The organism is Fibrella aquatica, from assembly GCF_041321135.1.
Taxonomy (GTDB): domain Bacteria; phylum Bacteroidota; class Bacteroidia; order Cytophagales; family Spirosomataceae; genus Fibrella; species Fibrella aquatica.
Genome location: NZ_JBGGWF010000002.1, coordinates 888,749 through 903,095, shown reverse-complemented (window position 1 = coordinate 903,095; position 14,347 = coordinate 888,749). Strand labels below are relative to the sequence as shown.

At 49.2% G+C, this 14,347-nt stretch carries 12 protein-coding genes; 7 read left to right on the top strand and 5 right to left on the bottom strand.

Features of this window, described 5'->3' with window-relative positions:
* Positions 1 to 94: 94 nt before the first annotated feature.
* Both ACAW87_RS07710 and ACAW87_RS07705 read right to left on the bottom strand, forming a co-directional pair.
* Complete coding sequence (locus tag ACAW87_RS07710) at positions 95 to 1,798, bottom strand: SusD/RagB family nutrient-binding outer membrane lipoprotein (protein WP_370722776.1); 1,704 nt, start codon at positions 1,796 to 1,798, stop codon at positions 95 to 97.
* A gap of 144 nt (positions 1,799 to 1,942) precedes the next feature.
* Positions 1,943 to 5,236 carry a SusC/RagA family TonB-linked outer membrane protein gene (locus tag ACAW87_RS07705; protein ID WP_370722775.1) on the bottom strand — a complete coding sequence of 1,098 codons (3,294 nt, stop codon included), beginning with the start codon at positions 5,234 to 5,236 and terminating at the stop codon, positions 1,943 to 1,945.
* Positions 5,237 to 5,428: 192 nt separating this feature from the next.
* On the opposite strand from ACAW87_RS07705, the gene ACAW87_RS07700 reads away from it, so the two are divergent.
* Genes ACAW87_RS07700 through ACAW87_RS07690 form a run of 3 tightly spaced genes read left to right on the top strand, consistent with a single transcriptional unit; the run spans position 5,429 to position 8,170 of the window.
* Positions 5,429 to 6,652 carry an ROK family transcriptional regulator gene (locus ACAW87_RS07700; RefSeq protein ID WP_370722774.1) on the top strand — a complete coding sequence of 408 codons (1,224 nt, stop codon included), beginning with the start codon at positions 5,429 to 5,431 and terminating at the stop codon, positions 6,650 to 6,652.
* A gap of 42 nt (positions 6,653 to 6,694) precedes the next feature.
* On the top strand, positions 6,695 to 7,207 hold the full coding sequence (locus ACAW87_RS07695; RefSeq protein ID WP_370722773.1) for a thioredoxin domain-containing protein: 513 nt from the start codon (positions 6,695 to 6,697) through the stop codon (positions 7,205 to 7,207).
* A gap of 33 nt (positions 7,208 to 7,240) precedes the next feature.
* The gene (locus ACAW87_RS07690; RefSeq protein ID WP_370722772.1) at positions 7,241 to 8,170 is read left to right on the top strand and encodes a M20/M25/M40 family metallo-hydrolase; all 930 of its coding nucleotides are present in this window, start codon (positions 7,241 to 7,243) and stop codon (positions 8,168 to 8,170) included.
* A gap of 218 nt (positions 8,171 to 8,388) precedes the next feature.
* On the opposite strand, the gene ACAW87_RS07685 is transcribed toward ACAW87_RS07690, so the two are convergent.
* Entirely contained in the window at positions 8,389 to 9,075 is a 687-nt protein-coding gene (locus ACAW87_RS07685; protein ID WP_370722771.1) for a hypothetical protein, read from the bottom strand.
* 225 nt (positions 9,076 to 9,300) lie between these two features.
* Complete coding sequence (locus ACAW87_RS07680) at positions 9,301 to 9,498, bottom strand: hypothetical protein (protein WP_370722770.1); 198 nt, start codon at positions 9,496 to 9,498, stop codon at positions 9,301 to 9,303.
* 671 nt (positions 9,499 to 10,169) lie between these two features.
* On the opposite strand from ACAW87_RS07680, the gene ACAW87_RS07675 reads away from it, so the two are divergent.
* Entirely contained in the window at positions 10,170 to 11,105 is a 936-nt protein-coding gene (locus tag ACAW87_RS07675) for a hypothetical protein (RefSeq protein WP_370722769.1), read from the top strand.
* A 21-nt stretch (positions 11,106 to 11,126) separates the two neighbouring features.
* Positions 11,127 to 11,468 carry a helix-turn-helix domain-containing protein gene (locus tag ACAW87_RS07670; protein WP_370722768.1) on the top strand — a complete coding sequence of 114 codons (342 nt, stop codon included), beginning with the start codon at positions 11,127 to 11,129 and terminating at the stop codon, positions 11,466 to 11,468.
* 136 nt (positions 11,469 to 11,604) lie between these two features.
* Here the strand turns inward: ACAW87_RS07670 and ACAW87_RS07665 are convergent, their stop codons facing one another.
* A complete protein-coding gene (locus ACAW87_RS07665) occupies positions 11,605 to 12,123 on the bottom strand; it encodes a DinB family protein (protein WP_370722767.1) in 519 nt (172 codons plus the stop codon).
* Positions 12,124 to 12,622: 499 nt separating this feature from the next.
* Between ACAW87_RS07665 and ACAW87_RS07660 the strand changes: the two genes are divergently transcribed.
* Both ACAW87_RS07660 and ACAW87_RS07655 read left to right on the top strand, forming a co-directional pair.
* Positions 12,623 to 13,432: an oxidoreductase gene (locus ACAW87_RS07660; protein WP_370722766.1), complete on the top strand. Its 810-nt coding sequence runs from the start codon at positions 12,623 to 12,625 to the stop codon at positions 13,430 to 13,432.
* Positions 13,433 to 13,472: 40 nt separating this feature from the next.
* Positions 13,473 to 14,297 (top strand): helix-turn-helix domain-containing protein, encoded by an 825-nt coding sequence (locus tag ACAW87_RS07655; protein WP_370722765.1) that lies wholly within the window; start codon positions 13,473 to 13,475, stop codon positions 14,295 to 14,297.
* Positions 14,298 to 14,347: the final 50 nt, after the last annotated feature.

Here is a 14,347-nt window from a genome sequence, read left to right as displayed (position 1 = left end):
ACAGCTAAAAAAACCAACCCGCCGACGTCGGCGGGTTGGACATGCTTTACGAAAATACAAACTAATTTCGACTCAGCCGAGCCAATCCGTTGCGTTACTGGGCATCCCAATAAACGCGGCCGGTGGCATCCTGTGGGTCACGGCCAAAGCCGGTCTGCTGCGCCATTTCGGCGTAAGCCGCCTGCCGGTTGGCGTAGTTCGGCTCGGTTGGAGCGGGAATGCCGAGTGGTGCCCTCCGCGCTATGGTCATCACCGATCCGTTTGATACAATTGGAGGCAACATTAGCGTAGACGTGGCATTGGGGAATCCCGTTCGTTTCCAGGTAGCCCAGCCTTCGCTCGGTTGCTTAAGGAACAGAATATATTCCTGACTGGCAATCAGATCCAGAGCTTTGGCTGCGTTGAAAGCAACTTTGGGCTGGGCAAGATAGGCGGTTTTTTCCGCCGCTGTCATAGCCGTGTAATTGGTCAACTGTGATCCCGTTGCCACCATGTCGTACCAGTCAAGAGCGGCCGACACCCCGGCGTCATACCACGTTTTGGTTGTTTCGGTGGTAACGCCAGTTGCAGCCAGTTCAGCCCGCATGAAGCAGAAATCAGCATAAGTAATTACAGGCAGGTAATTACGTCCCGTTCCTACTGTGCCGTCGGCCGCAAAGGCGGGCTGAAACAGCCGTGGCTGAATCCGCGACAGGGTATCAACAGAGGTACGGGTATTATTCAGAGTCAGGAAGCGAAGGGTATAGAACCGCTGCACGTTCTGCGCCTGCTGCGCCTGATCGGGGCTGGTGAAGCTCCCCACATACCGGCGTGGAGATACTTTGCTACCGGCTGGTAACTGCCCGGCGGCCACGAGTAAATCGATGTTGGCCTGCGAATAGCTGTTCGGCGTAAAGAAAGCATCGAGACGCGGGTCCTGGGTTTCCCACATGAAATCGACCAGCGGTTTCGAGGCGCGTAGCCCGTCGGGGTTCCAGTTTCCGCCCGAGGTGAAGGCGGCTGCCGTGACAAACACCCATCCATCGGCATTGCTGCTCATCAGATCGGCCGCGGGGGAAGCCAGCACTTCAGTGGCAATGGCTCTTAGCTTGGCTGGTTCGCGTTTGGCCAGTCGCATAGCTATTTTAAGCCGTAGTGCGTTGGCTGCTTTTACCCACTGCTGTGCGTTACCGGCATAATACTGGTCGTTGGCTCCCAGCGCAACTTGCGCGGCAGGTTGCGCTGTCTTCAGCGTAGTAACGGCTTCTTTCAGCTCGGTATCGAGCTGAGCAAATAAAACCGACTGCGTATCGTATTTAGGCAACAGGGTGCCACCATAGCGAGCCTGAAATGCTTCTGAATAAGGCAGACTTCCGTAGATATCGCTGACGTAAAACGTGTAGTATGCCTTTAATATTCGGGCAAACCGAATCATATGCACATACCGGGCTTGCTCCTCGGCGGGCAAAGCTTCTACCAGTTTTTCCACATCAGTGAGCGCATTGCCTACACCCGTGTATAGGGAACTGTAACGCTGACCGAAGTTGCTGTAATCCTGGGTGAAGTTCTGGCTGTTTCCCGTTAAGCCAGTTGAATACTGCATCCAGGGCATAATGCGCTGATAGAAGTCGTAAAACGCTTCGAAGTCACGATTGTGTACGTTCAGTGTAGCGTTCAGGAACTGGTTGGCAGGTGGCACACTGGTCAATCCTTCCGGATTGATGTTGGTTTCTACAAAAGCCTGCTTCTCACAACCCGCGAACACGAGTGTTACCGCGACCAGCGCACCGGAAATGTATTTTTTATAGGGTGTTAACATGAGCGTTAAGAGGAATATTTGTTTGGTGCGGTCCGTCGCTGTTGGTTACTGATTGCTCTTGCACTGGCAGCGGGACCATAAACAGGAGCCGCGCCAGCCAATAGCAGTCTGTTCCAGTGGGCACGGACCGCGTTAAACGAACAATTAAAGGCCAACATTTACGGATACGCCGATATTGCGACTGAAGGGCAACCCGCCGTATTCTGCAAATTCGCCCGCCCGGTTGCTCAGCAGCCCCTGCGGGTTGATGCCGTCTTTCGCCGTGCGGTAGAGGTAACCCAGATTACGACCCACTACACTTACCCGTAGCGATTGCACCTTCACTTTGTTGAGTACCGTTGCAGGTACGTCGTAGCTGACCGATGCTTCACGCACGGCTACCCATGAGTTTTCAAACACTGAATATTCACGGATACCAGACCCCCATTTCGACAGGTTATCGTAGTAGGCAAAGGCCGGAATGGGTTTGAGGTATCCTTTGTCGACGGCTTCCTGATACGTCATGCCACTCAGATCGATCGTCTTTCCATCCACCGTAGCCGTAACACCCGTGTTCAGAACGCCTTCCGGAATGATTCCGTCATTGCGGACATTCCCCTGCGCATCAGTGAATCGAATACCTCCCGACTCGGCATCGCGACCGGCCAGGCTGTTGGTGAAGCTACCGTAGGCCGAACCGTAGGCGTGAGTCGAAGAGGCCATTACCCCCCCAATTTTTGAATCGACCTGGAAGGTTGCTGAGAAGTTGCCGTACCGCAGGCTGTTAATGTTGCTCAGCAGAAAGCTTTCCAGCATCGTGCCCAGGTCTTTACTGCCCTGACCAACGGCCCCGCTGCGCAGGTACGTCATGTAGCCACCGGTGGCATTACTGTTTGGGCCGATCAGCTTCTGTCCCTGTGCATCGCGGGCAAACGCGTAGGTCGACGTAATGGTCCCGTAATCGCCGCCTACTTTAGCTACTGAGCGCACGTCGTTACCAAACGCAAGGCTCAGCTCGTAGGTATCAATGCCGTCGGCCAGCTCCAGAATCTTGTTGCGGTTACGACTGAAGTTGAACGAAGTGTTCCACTGAAATTTGCCGGATTTGATGGGTGTACCCGTCAGTAACAGCTCAACACCGCGGTTCTGAATCCGGCCGGCGTTGACCAGCCGTTGCGTTAAACCTGATTCAAGCGCTACGGGTAAGTTGAAGATCTCGTTGCGGGTCAGCTTGTTGTAGTAAGCCACGTCGACACCCAGCCGGTTGTTGAAGAACCGCAGATCGGCACCCACTTCCCATTCCCGCGCCAGGCGGTTACGCAGGTTGTAGTTGGGCAGCGTGTTATCGCGGAAACCATAGCGCTGGATCTGACCGTTGAGCCCAGTGTATATTTCACCTGCCGAATAGAAACCGGTCTGGTTGGTAACCCACGCATCGGTATCACCACCGGTGAAGCCGTAGCTGGCCCGAAGTTTACCGAATGACAGGGCGTTTGGCCGACTTTGCAGCGACTGGGTGAAATCCCAGGCTAAACCTACCGACGGATAGTAATACGAATGTTGGCCCGTACCGTCAGCATAAGTCAAGGCAGACGAGTAGTCAATCCGATTGGTGAAGTTCAGGAACAAGACGTCCTTGTAGCTCAGATCACCATAGGCATAGATCGCATCGGTCCGTTTTGAGGCTGTCAGTCGGTTTGACGCCAGGGGCGTGTTCACCGAGTTGGGAATTGTAAACTGACCCGGAATGCGCAAACCACCGTTGGTTTGCAGGCCATATTCGCGACCTCCAATAACACGGTTTGTTTCGCCGCCCAGCGTAAAGTTCAAATGGATCAATGGGCTTAGGTCCCGGCTGGCAGTTAGTAAACCCTGCACACGTGACTGGTTATTCACCTGCGAAAAGGTCGAGAACGAACCACCGGCAAACCCTACGTTATCGCCCAGGTTACTGCTTTCGGTGAGGTATTGCTCGTTTTGCACGTTGGCGCGTACCAAACCCGTCAACCAGGGCGTAATGTTGGCCGTAATGTCGACGTTACCGCGTAAAATCCGTTCGTTACGCGTTGTCTTGAACTGAAACGTTTCCCACATGAATGGGCTGATATTGTACGGGTCGTCGGCGCCCCGTTTCCGTCCCCCTAATGGCGACTGGTAGTTGTTTACCCAATAGTCGATATCAAAGGTGCGGGGGCGACCGAAGACGAAGCGGAAAACCGGGTTGAACGTACCTCCCTGCCGAATCGGGTTCAGGTTGTCGTTGAGCGTGTAGTCGGTCGATACATCGAGGTTGAAGACTTTTCCGACTTTCTGAGTGGCGCGGATGTTGAAGTTGTTTCGCTTCATTTCGGCCCCGCCAGGCATAATTGTGTTGTTGAAGAGGTTCGAGTAAGACACCCGGAAAGAACCCCGGTCGCTACCACCTTCAACGGCTACGTTATGGTTGATGAATTTGCCCGTCTGGAAGAAAGACAGCGGATCATTAGCCACCCATGGAATCATACGTCCGTCGAGGTCGCGAACCATACGTCCGTCGAGCTTGGGGCCAAACGAGTATACCCAGTTGTTATTGGTTGCCTCCACCGTCTCTACCCCATCGGCGGCTTTAGGGAAAACAGGCGAGAGGCCGGCCCCATACTGGTTTTGCACATCCACAAAGCGAAAAGCATTTTCAAATGAGGACGTATGATTGTAAGAAACGCCCAATCCTTTCTGCTGACGGCCTTTTTTGGTTGTAATTACTACCACCCCATTAAGCGCTTCCGAGCCGTAGAGTGCACTGGCCGACGATCCTTTCAGTACGGTCATCGTCTCTACGTTGTCAGCGTTCAGGTTTTTCATAATGTTACCAAAGTCCTGAGCAGCCCCCCACGAGTCGGCACCCGTTGTTGTTGGCCGAATAAGCACGCCATCTACCACGAAAAGCGGCTGTGTGTTGGGACTAAGCGAGGCGTTACCCCGGATACGAATGCGCGAAGATGACATAGGCCCTCCCGATCCCTGATCGATCTGAACCCCGGCTACTTTACCCTGTAAGGCGTTCACCAGGTTGGCCGAGTTGGCCCGCTCCAGGTCAACCCCTTTTACTTCCTGCGTAGCATAAGAGAGCTTACGAGTTTCCTGCTTGATCCCGAATCCCGTCACAACCAGTTCATCGAGAGCTTTAGGGTCTTCTTTTAAGGTGATAGAAAGCGTGGTAGCATTCCCTATGGCAACCTCCTGCCGAATGTAGCCTACGCCTGATACCACGAGGGTGGCATTCCGGTTCGTGATGTTGAGCCTGAAGGCTCCTGTTGCGTCGGTGCTGGTACCGGTATTTGTTCCTTTTACAAGCAAAGAGATGCCGGGAATACCCGAGCCCTGTTCGTCGTTGACAGTGCCGGAAATGCTTGTTCTTGTTTGGGCGCTCACGACCAAACTAACGAACAGACATACGAACAATGGTAACAATCGCTTCATAGAGTGAGTGATTTGTTTTGATTGATGTAATAGAAAAATAACTAATCGTTCACAAGCATACTAACTTTTTTATGTAACTCACATTTTTTAGTTAAATTTTTTTAAAAACTACTCAAAAATTACTTAATTAAGTAGGTTGCTTAGCGAACTAGCTTGATAACTTTGTATGCCCACAATTAGAATGCATTGATAATGACCACCACCGACGAGGGAATTGTACCAAGACGCTCTGTTATTGACGTCAAGAAAAATCAGAAACAAAGAGCCGTTCTTTCTTACCTCTATCAGGAAGGTGTTTGCACATTGGCTCATCTGGCTGAAGTTACCAACGCCAGCATTCCTTCAATTACTGGACTGGTAGACCAACTTGTAGCCATTGGCTGGATCAAATCGACTGGAATGGGGACCGGTAACAGTGGCCGGCGGCCTGTGCTATTTGGGCTGCGTCCTGACCGTCACTACGTAATCGTTGTTGATTCCAGCACGCATGAGACGAACTTGGTACTGGTCAATCCTCTGCGGGAGATCGTATTTCAGCGCACGGTAGATCATCGGCTTGAAGACCGCGCGCAGTTTGTGACATTCCTCGTTCAATTTATTGGAGATACGTTAGCCGAATCTGCGGTTAATTCGTCGGATATCTGTGCGTTAGGACTCGCCATACCGGGGCTGATTGACAACCGCCATGGATATAACCTAACGTACACCAACCTAAATCCACCCGATCAATCTCTGGCTACCTACCTGGCTCAAGAATTAGATTTACCTGTTTTTATTATCAACGACACTAAGGCCACTGCACTCGGCGAACATCGGTTTGGCGGAGGTAAGGATAAACAGCATGCTTTATCAATCAATATAGACTGGGGCGTGGGCTTGGGACTCATCCTCAACGGCGAAGTATTTCAGGGTGCCTCGGGCTTTGCGGGCGAACTGGGTCATATTCAAATTGACCCAGAGGGTGAGCTGTGCTATTGCGGAAAGACGGGCTGTCTGGATACCTTGACTTCGGCCTCCTCCCTGGTGCGCCGGGTGCAACGATTGGTGTCTCAGGGTTGCACGTCGCAGTTGTCAGTGTATCAGCCCGACGTCAAGCAAATCACCATCGACCACGTTATTGAGGCCGCTCATCAGGGCGATGCTTTCGCCATTGATATGTTGCATGAAACGGGATATCAATTGGGAAGAGGCCTCTCTGTGGCTATCAACCTATTCAACCCGGAAATTATCATTGTTGATGGGGTACTGGCTCAGGCGGCAGTTTTCATTACCAATCCCATCGAGCAGGCTATCAATAAATACTGCCTGAGCGGCTTTCGTAACGATTTGACGGTGGAAATTACCCAACTCAACGGAGCAGCCAAGTGGATGGGTACGCATGCCTACGTCATGGAGAAGCTATTTGCCGCCTTTTAGTCAGATAATGTACCGGCCTATTTAACTGTTAACGACCACGCTATGCGCTATGCTTTACTTTTTGTATTGTTGCTGAGTGCTTGGTTGCCAGCTACATCGGCAAAACCGCCGGGAGCATTGCTGCGGGTACTTGTCTTTCTGGAGACTGAATGTCCAATCAGTCAAAAAGTAACCCGTCGAGTACAAGATCTGGCCAATGCATACGCCGGGCAGGTAACATTTGAAACGGTCTATCCTACCCAAACCGTTACCGAAAAGGAGGTACAGGCTTTCCAGCGTACCTATGCTCTGCGGCTTACCCCCCGGCTTGATCCTAATCATCACCTGGTAAATCGCTACCATGCCACCACTACACCTGAAGTAATTCTGCTGTCTGCCAACGACCAGATATTGTACCAAGGTGCGATCGACAATCAGTTTTATAAGCTAGGCAAGTACCGACCTGCCCCTACTGAGTTTTTCCTAAAAGACGCCATTGTAGCCAGCCTGCAGGGTCGACCAGTGGCAACAAAACTGGTAACACCCATTGGTTGTCTGATTAACCGGGCTGATTAGTACGTTTGAAACCGCCCATCAACTATATTCTCCATGTACCGTCTCTTCCCTTTCCTAATACTGTTCTCCAGCGCGCTCTGCGGGCAAACGCCTTCCACCAAACGTATCACCCAGCATATCAATTACCTGGCCTCAGACAAGATGAAAGGCCGGGGTACTGGTAGTCCCGAAAATCGCAAAGCGGCCAGATACATTGTCAAACAATTTAAAAAGGCGGGCCTCGAACCGATGGGTACGGTTGGATTCTATCAGGAATTTACGGCTAAAGTCAAACGGGTCATCGTGCCCGATAGCCTTCGCCCAGCGGCTAACGTGATCGGTTTTCTGGATAATCAAGCACCGCATACTATCATTATAGGCGCACATTATGACCATTTAGGTGATGGCCGACAGGGCAGTTCGCTGGCCGAAAAGTCAGAGGGGAAAATTCATAATGGAGCCGACGATAATGCCTCAGGCGTAGCGGGTTTGCTTGAACTGGCCCGTTACTACGCCGGAAATAAAACGAAAGAGCCGTATAATTTTCTATTCATCGCTTTCGCTGCTGAGGAATTAGGTTTGCAGGGCTCTCGCCACTTTACAGCCCAGCCTACGCTACCACTGGCAGATATAAACTTCATGGTATGCATGGATATGATTGGCCGCTATGATCCCAAGCGAGGAGTGGGTATCGGTGGCTACGGTACCAGCGATAGCTGGCCAGCAATATTTAATGGCGTAAGTGGGGACGTGAAATTTTTCACTGACCGGGCCGGAAATGGCGGATCGGATAACGCATCGTTTTACGCTAAACGCATTCCTGTCCTCTTCTTTCATACTGGTGGCCATGCTGACTACCATAAACCGAGTGATGACTCCGATAAGATTGATGCTCAAGCTGAAGCCCATATCCTTCAAATTGTGATTAAGCTCATTGATAACGCTGCGCAAAAACCGAAGCTGAGCTTTACACCCGTCAATTAGTCTTGTCCTTCGGGCAATGAGTGTATTATGGCCGACGATATTTGTTGCCTACCGTTTTGTCTTTACCCTCTTTAGTGAGCCCGTTTTCATAGAATGACTAGGATGGTAGATGTCTCGACTCACCTTTCAAAGCAAGACATTAATTGTCCTTCTTGACATATAATACATTGATATTCAGTGGTATATCTTCTCGGGAAACCCCAAAAACGGAGATCAGCTTAATATTTGGAATAGTGGTCAACATAAATTTTATGGACTTTACCCTCCTGAAAATGAACTTGTATCTGATCCATCTGGTCTTGGCCGGTTGAGTACCCAAAGTACCATTGTGGAGATAGACTCATGGCCTCATCATACCTGGTGGATAGGTTTTTGGTCAGTAATAAGATGTTTTCGAACTTGTTAGCATAACGGTCTATACTGCGCACTTTGATTAGTTTATCATACAAGCCTGAAACGGCGTCACCCACGCGCACAGATAAGGTAGCTTTTTGCTTTTCAGGCCATTGGGTTAGCTGTTGGCCACTGTTTAGATAGATACTTTTGACCCTTTGGCTCTCAAGGGTAATCTGTACACCGGAGTCACTGCCTAACTTTTGATTAAGAACAATATACTGGTAGAGGGGTATTCGCTCTTTCAACAAAGACAGATCGGCAAATACGTTGCCAACTATGTTTAGATAGGTAACATCCTTAGTTGTATGAAGGGTCTGAATCTTAACATAAGCAGTGGCTGCATTTTCACCAATGGTGATATCCAGATAAGCTCCCGTTTTGACGCTATCTCTTACGATCCGGTATGGCTCAGGCTCAGGTCCCACCGTTGTAGGTTCAACAGATACCTTGGGTTGGCAACTCCAAATGAGCGATAAGGCCAGCAACGATCCAATATATTTAAAAGTCATAAAGTCTCTTTACTGAAATGACCTAAACAATGGCGATATGGTTGGAACTGCGCTGTTATAATAACTAAAGCTATTATGACCAGTGTCCGAGTATTAGAGAATATTTCAATGTTTATACTGTTTGTGGCTTGGTGGCTACGTAGCAGTCTACCAATTTGAGGCGAGCTGATGCCACGTATGTGGCATTTTTGTGGCTATGGCTTTAGTATAATCAACTTAATCTAGTCAGGCGCAGATACGCACTCGAGTGAGTAGAATGTCCGAACGATTAAACTGCCGCTGCATTTCTGCAAATACCCAATCAATAGCTTCATCAGGATCTGTTGCTGCTACTGAAAGATCTTCATTTGATCGAATCTGCTGTTTGTGCTCATCGATCACATCAAAAACGACGCGGATCAGTTGTTTTCTTTGTCTGGTCATGGTTAGTGTATATATTTTAGGGTAGTAAACAGCCGCACACAATCCTTAGGGGCAACCGCTAATCCGCCGGAGCAGAGGCGCACTTACCAGCTTCGAGAAAATTGATTAAAGCGTTAGTTGTAGCGTAAAATTAAACACTTTTTGTTATAGTTGTATTATATTGTAGCAAAACAAACATATATAAGAGTAGTCGTAACTTTAGTTATGAGCAGTCCTGATTCAGGACTGATGGTGATATAAGCTGTAAAATAGCTTGCTTTATATAGAATGACTAGTCAAACTAAGCATGACTGATCAGGTATTAGTACATGACACTGAAGTACGCGTATGCTACTGATTAAGTTGGATAGATATTAAAACAAGCTGTCTCTTTAAATGCCCGTTTCTAGAAGCAGCTATATACCCACTGTTGTCTCAAGTAAGAGCGAATTGTGAGACAGTTATTTTTTAATCACTGTCCAACGCCATCAGTAGCATACGCTATTGCTTTACCCCATATGCTGAGTATGACCATCGATTCTCCGGAAACGATGGTTAGATTGTAAGGCTCAAACTACAACGTGACCGACCTGCTCAAACGTGGGCTGGCCTGACCCGATGAGAAAGCCTGAAAAGTCTATGTATCCCTTTTCTCCATATATTTACACTGTCCACCGCACCACACGTTCATTATGCGATTGCTTGCTATGCTTCTTGCCGGTAGCCTCGCCTGTCTGGTAGGCTGCCAAAAAGCAACCGACACCGCCCTGGCAACGCCTGCACTATACCCCAGGGCGATTCATTTTCTGATCGGCCCGCAGGGACGCTATAATGCCAACTTAACCCATACGCTCGACTACAACAGCAAAAACAAGCTCGTCCGCATCGTCGAAACCGATGCCACCAGCTTCAGCCGCAACCGGGTTACCAAAATCGTCAAGTTCATCTACGACGCGGCTGATCGCCTCACCTCGATTCGCACTTATGGCCAGCCTTATTTCAACCGGGACTATATGGACTACGATACGCTGGCACCCTACGTGATCACCCGATTTACCTACAGCGGTAACCGGGTGTCGATGTTTCGTTCCGACACCGCCCATTTTTCGGGCAAGACTGATTCGCAGTATACGTTAGGCTCACTGGATAAATTTAAATGTGATGTCGACTTTGGCCCATCAAACACCATTCAGGGTTTGATCATCAACCAGTTTAATGGCGGCGAAGCCAAAGAAACTTACAGCCTGACCACCGCCGGACAGCTCAAAAGCGTCCAGATGGTGACGCCCACCCAGGTCATTGATGTAGAGGTCGGGGCCTCTTACGCCGAGGCGATCCCGCCGTTTGTCAACGTTCCCGAACTTCGCCTGTATAGTCTGCTTCAGGGTGAATCAGTCTATGAGTATTTCTATTTCGACATGATCGCGCAGACTACCCGTTGTCTAAATACGGTTGGCTTCACCTATAGCAAAAACACGGCTAAAGCCTCAACGTACGTCACCTACGACTACGGGCTGAACCCTCAGAATTTCCCCACTGAGATCACCAGTAAGGCCACTAACAGCAATGGCTATTTTCTAGGGAAAAGGGGCGACGCCCATTACACCATTTCTTACGTTACCCGTTGAAGCCCCAGTCCGGATTGGGAAATGAGGGAAGTATGCACGTACCTTACTGCTTTCACTACCAATTCAACAATCTTCTGTATGATGGGTGATACAACCACCGAACCCGCCAGCAAGGGGTCTAGGGAACTTCTGCAAGTCTATCCCACTAATGAGGGTCTGGCCGTCTACGTCAGTGAGCCGGATAAGATACTGACGGTGGAGAAAGTGGCCGACCTGGTGGGTATCCCTTCTGGACGAGTCCACAGCCTCTGCGAAAAACGGCAGATACCCCATTGTCAGCCCTTCGGTAGTCAGAAATATTTTCTACTTTCTGAAATCCTCAACTGGCTCAAAGAATCTTCGGTACCGGTAGCTATGTACTAAAAATAGCTGATTCCGGAAGAATAGGTATCTCAGGATGGATAGTCGTCGCCAGCACGATACAGAAAAGCCTTTGCCACTCAGTAGTGCGACAAAGGCTTTTCTAAAATGGCTTACCCATTGAAGCCTTACCCGAGGTCTATACCTGGGGGCGATCCCAAAAAGCAGGCGGTTCTACGCCTAGGGTGCGTAAGTAAACATAAGCCTGACCTCGGTGATGAATCTCATTATCAATTAGGTAGAGAACAAACCAGTAGATAGGGCCTTCATAGAGGCCGAAAGCCTTGTCGACTTCTTGAAAACGAGCGGGTGGAATTTGCGGCCAATAGGCATTAATTGTCTCGGTCACCCTATCCCACTGGGCCAGTACCTGCTCTTTCGTCGTTGCTTTGGTGAAGGCTTCTGACTCCTCGCCAAAGGAAGGCCATTCGCCCGAAACAACGCCCTGCATGCTTTGGTCAGCCATCTGCAGGACTTCATCAATCAGCGCTGAGCAAGGGCGCATGCCGCCGAGGGTGTACGAAAAGAAGTGCTCCTCGGGGTAGGTTTCAATTAACCGGCGGGTGAGTCCCCGATGTCCCTGCCAATGGGCAAGAAGTTGCTGGGGTGAGAGGACGATCTGCTCCATCGTTTGGCTGAGCGGCGCTGTGTTTTCCATGGTCTGCTATTAGTTGACGTTGTCAATTGATTGACAACCCAAAGAAAAGGCAGGGCAGTGACAGCCCTATGTCAGTAGGGAATCCGTTAACTGTCTCCTTTTTTGAATTCGAATAAGCGAAATTCATCGCCTTACATTTAAAGAAGCTAAACGACCCGTTTATCGATCGGCAATTCCCATTCGTCTCGCAAAAGAGGTCTTCAAGAGATTGGAATGAAACCGTATGCTTAGCAGTAGGCTGACTGTTTCCGTACTCTACTTTCCAAAGTTCAAAAACAAATGTCAAGAGAAGGCAAAACCATCCTAGCAGCTAAAGGTCCAACACTAAGGGCTTCTAGAAGAGTGCTTATGAATGGGGGCAGCTCCCTAATTAAAAGAGGGTCCCTCCTAAGTCAGCCTAACAGACGTACACTGGACTGCTCAGCAAACTAATTTGGACTTTTCAGAAAAGCCGTCCGGAGGGACGTAATCTAATTTTGCCATATAAAAATTAACAACTATGGCAAAGACAGTTTTAGTGACAGGCGCTTCGGCAGGAATTGGGAAAGCAACGGCTATTCTACTAGCCCAGAATGGGTACAAGGTTTACGGGGCTGCGCGCAGAACCGAGAAAATGGACGATCTCAGCCGTTACGGCATCAAGCCAATTGCATTGGACGTAACTAATGAGGAAAGCATTGTCAATTGTGTGCAACAAATCATCAACGAAACAGGAACAATTGATATCCTGGTTAACAATGCCGGTTTCGGTTCGAGTGGTGCGGTAGAAGATTTATCCATCGATGATGCCCGGTATCAGTTAGACGTTAATTTGTTTGGCGCCATGCGGTTGACTCAATTAGTACTACCAAAAATGCGGGCAAATAAATGGGGTAAAATTGTGAATATTTCGTCCATAGGTGGCAAAGTTGCCTTTCCGCTGGCCGGTTGGTATCATGCCAGTAAGTTTGCGCTGGAGGCATTAAGTGACAGCCTGCGAATGGAAGTTAAACAGTTCGGCATTGACGTCATTGTCATTGAACCGGGTGGAATAAAATCAGAGTGGGCCGACATTTCCAATGAAAAAATGACAGCGGTCTCAGGCCATACTGCTTATAAAGACATGGTGGCCTCTACGCAGAAAGCGACCACGAACCTGGCCCTCCCGGAACCAATCGTTATTGCGAAATTGATCAAAGAAGGCATTGAAGCCAAACGCCCTAAAATGCGCTATGTCGGCGGCTATGGCGCTAAACCGATCCTTTTCCTACGAAAAATTTTGTCGGATACGTTGTTCCAAAAGGTAGTTTTAAGTCAAACAAAAGGATGATCCCCCATCGGGTATGCCAAAGCAACCTCAGCAACATATCGTGTTGTATGCCTGTACAAAAGATGAATTCGGCCATGATCCTTTTGTGTCCGAGCATTGGCTGGTACTGATTGTTTCAGGAAGCTCAGAGCTGTTTTCGCAGCAGGGTATTGTTTCACATCCGGCAGGAACACTAGGTTTGATCAAAAAAAATCAGCTGGTTAAAGCGATGAAGAAGGTGGACGATACCCACACGTTTTCTTCCATCAGTATTTGTTTAGATCAAAAAACGCTACAGCAATTCAGCACCGACTATGACGTGGTAGCAGACCGTACCTACATCGGTGAATCGACTGTGATCATGGACGTCGATCCGTTTATGAAGGGCTACTTCGATTCGCTGATGCCGTATTTCGCGCAGCCTGAAAAACTGACCCCGGCTCTCGCGCAGATAAAAACAATGGAGGCCATTGCGTTATTGTTGCGCAACACTTCGCTGAAAAACTTTTTGTTCGATTTCAGCGAACCGCATAAACTGGATCTGGAAGCATACATGAATCGACATTTTTCGTATAACGTACCCCTTGCCCAATTTGCGAAACTGACAGGCCGGAGTCTTTCGGCCTTTAAACGGGACTTTGCCGTCATCTTTCGATCAACACCTGAACGATGGTTACAAAAACGAAAACTGGAAATGGCCTACTTCCTGATTGCACAAAAAAAGAGAAAACCATCCGACGTGTATTTAGAAACCGGCTTTGAAAATCTTTCTCACTTTTCCATAGCGTTCAAAAAAGAGTATGGTGTAAACCCTTCCGTGCTGTTACGCCACACCAGCGCTACGACCCCGTCAGCCAACAGCTCATCCACCCCTAAGCCTGCTTAGGGGTGGATGGAAAATTTACCGAAACTCGTTGACATTATGCCACACGCACC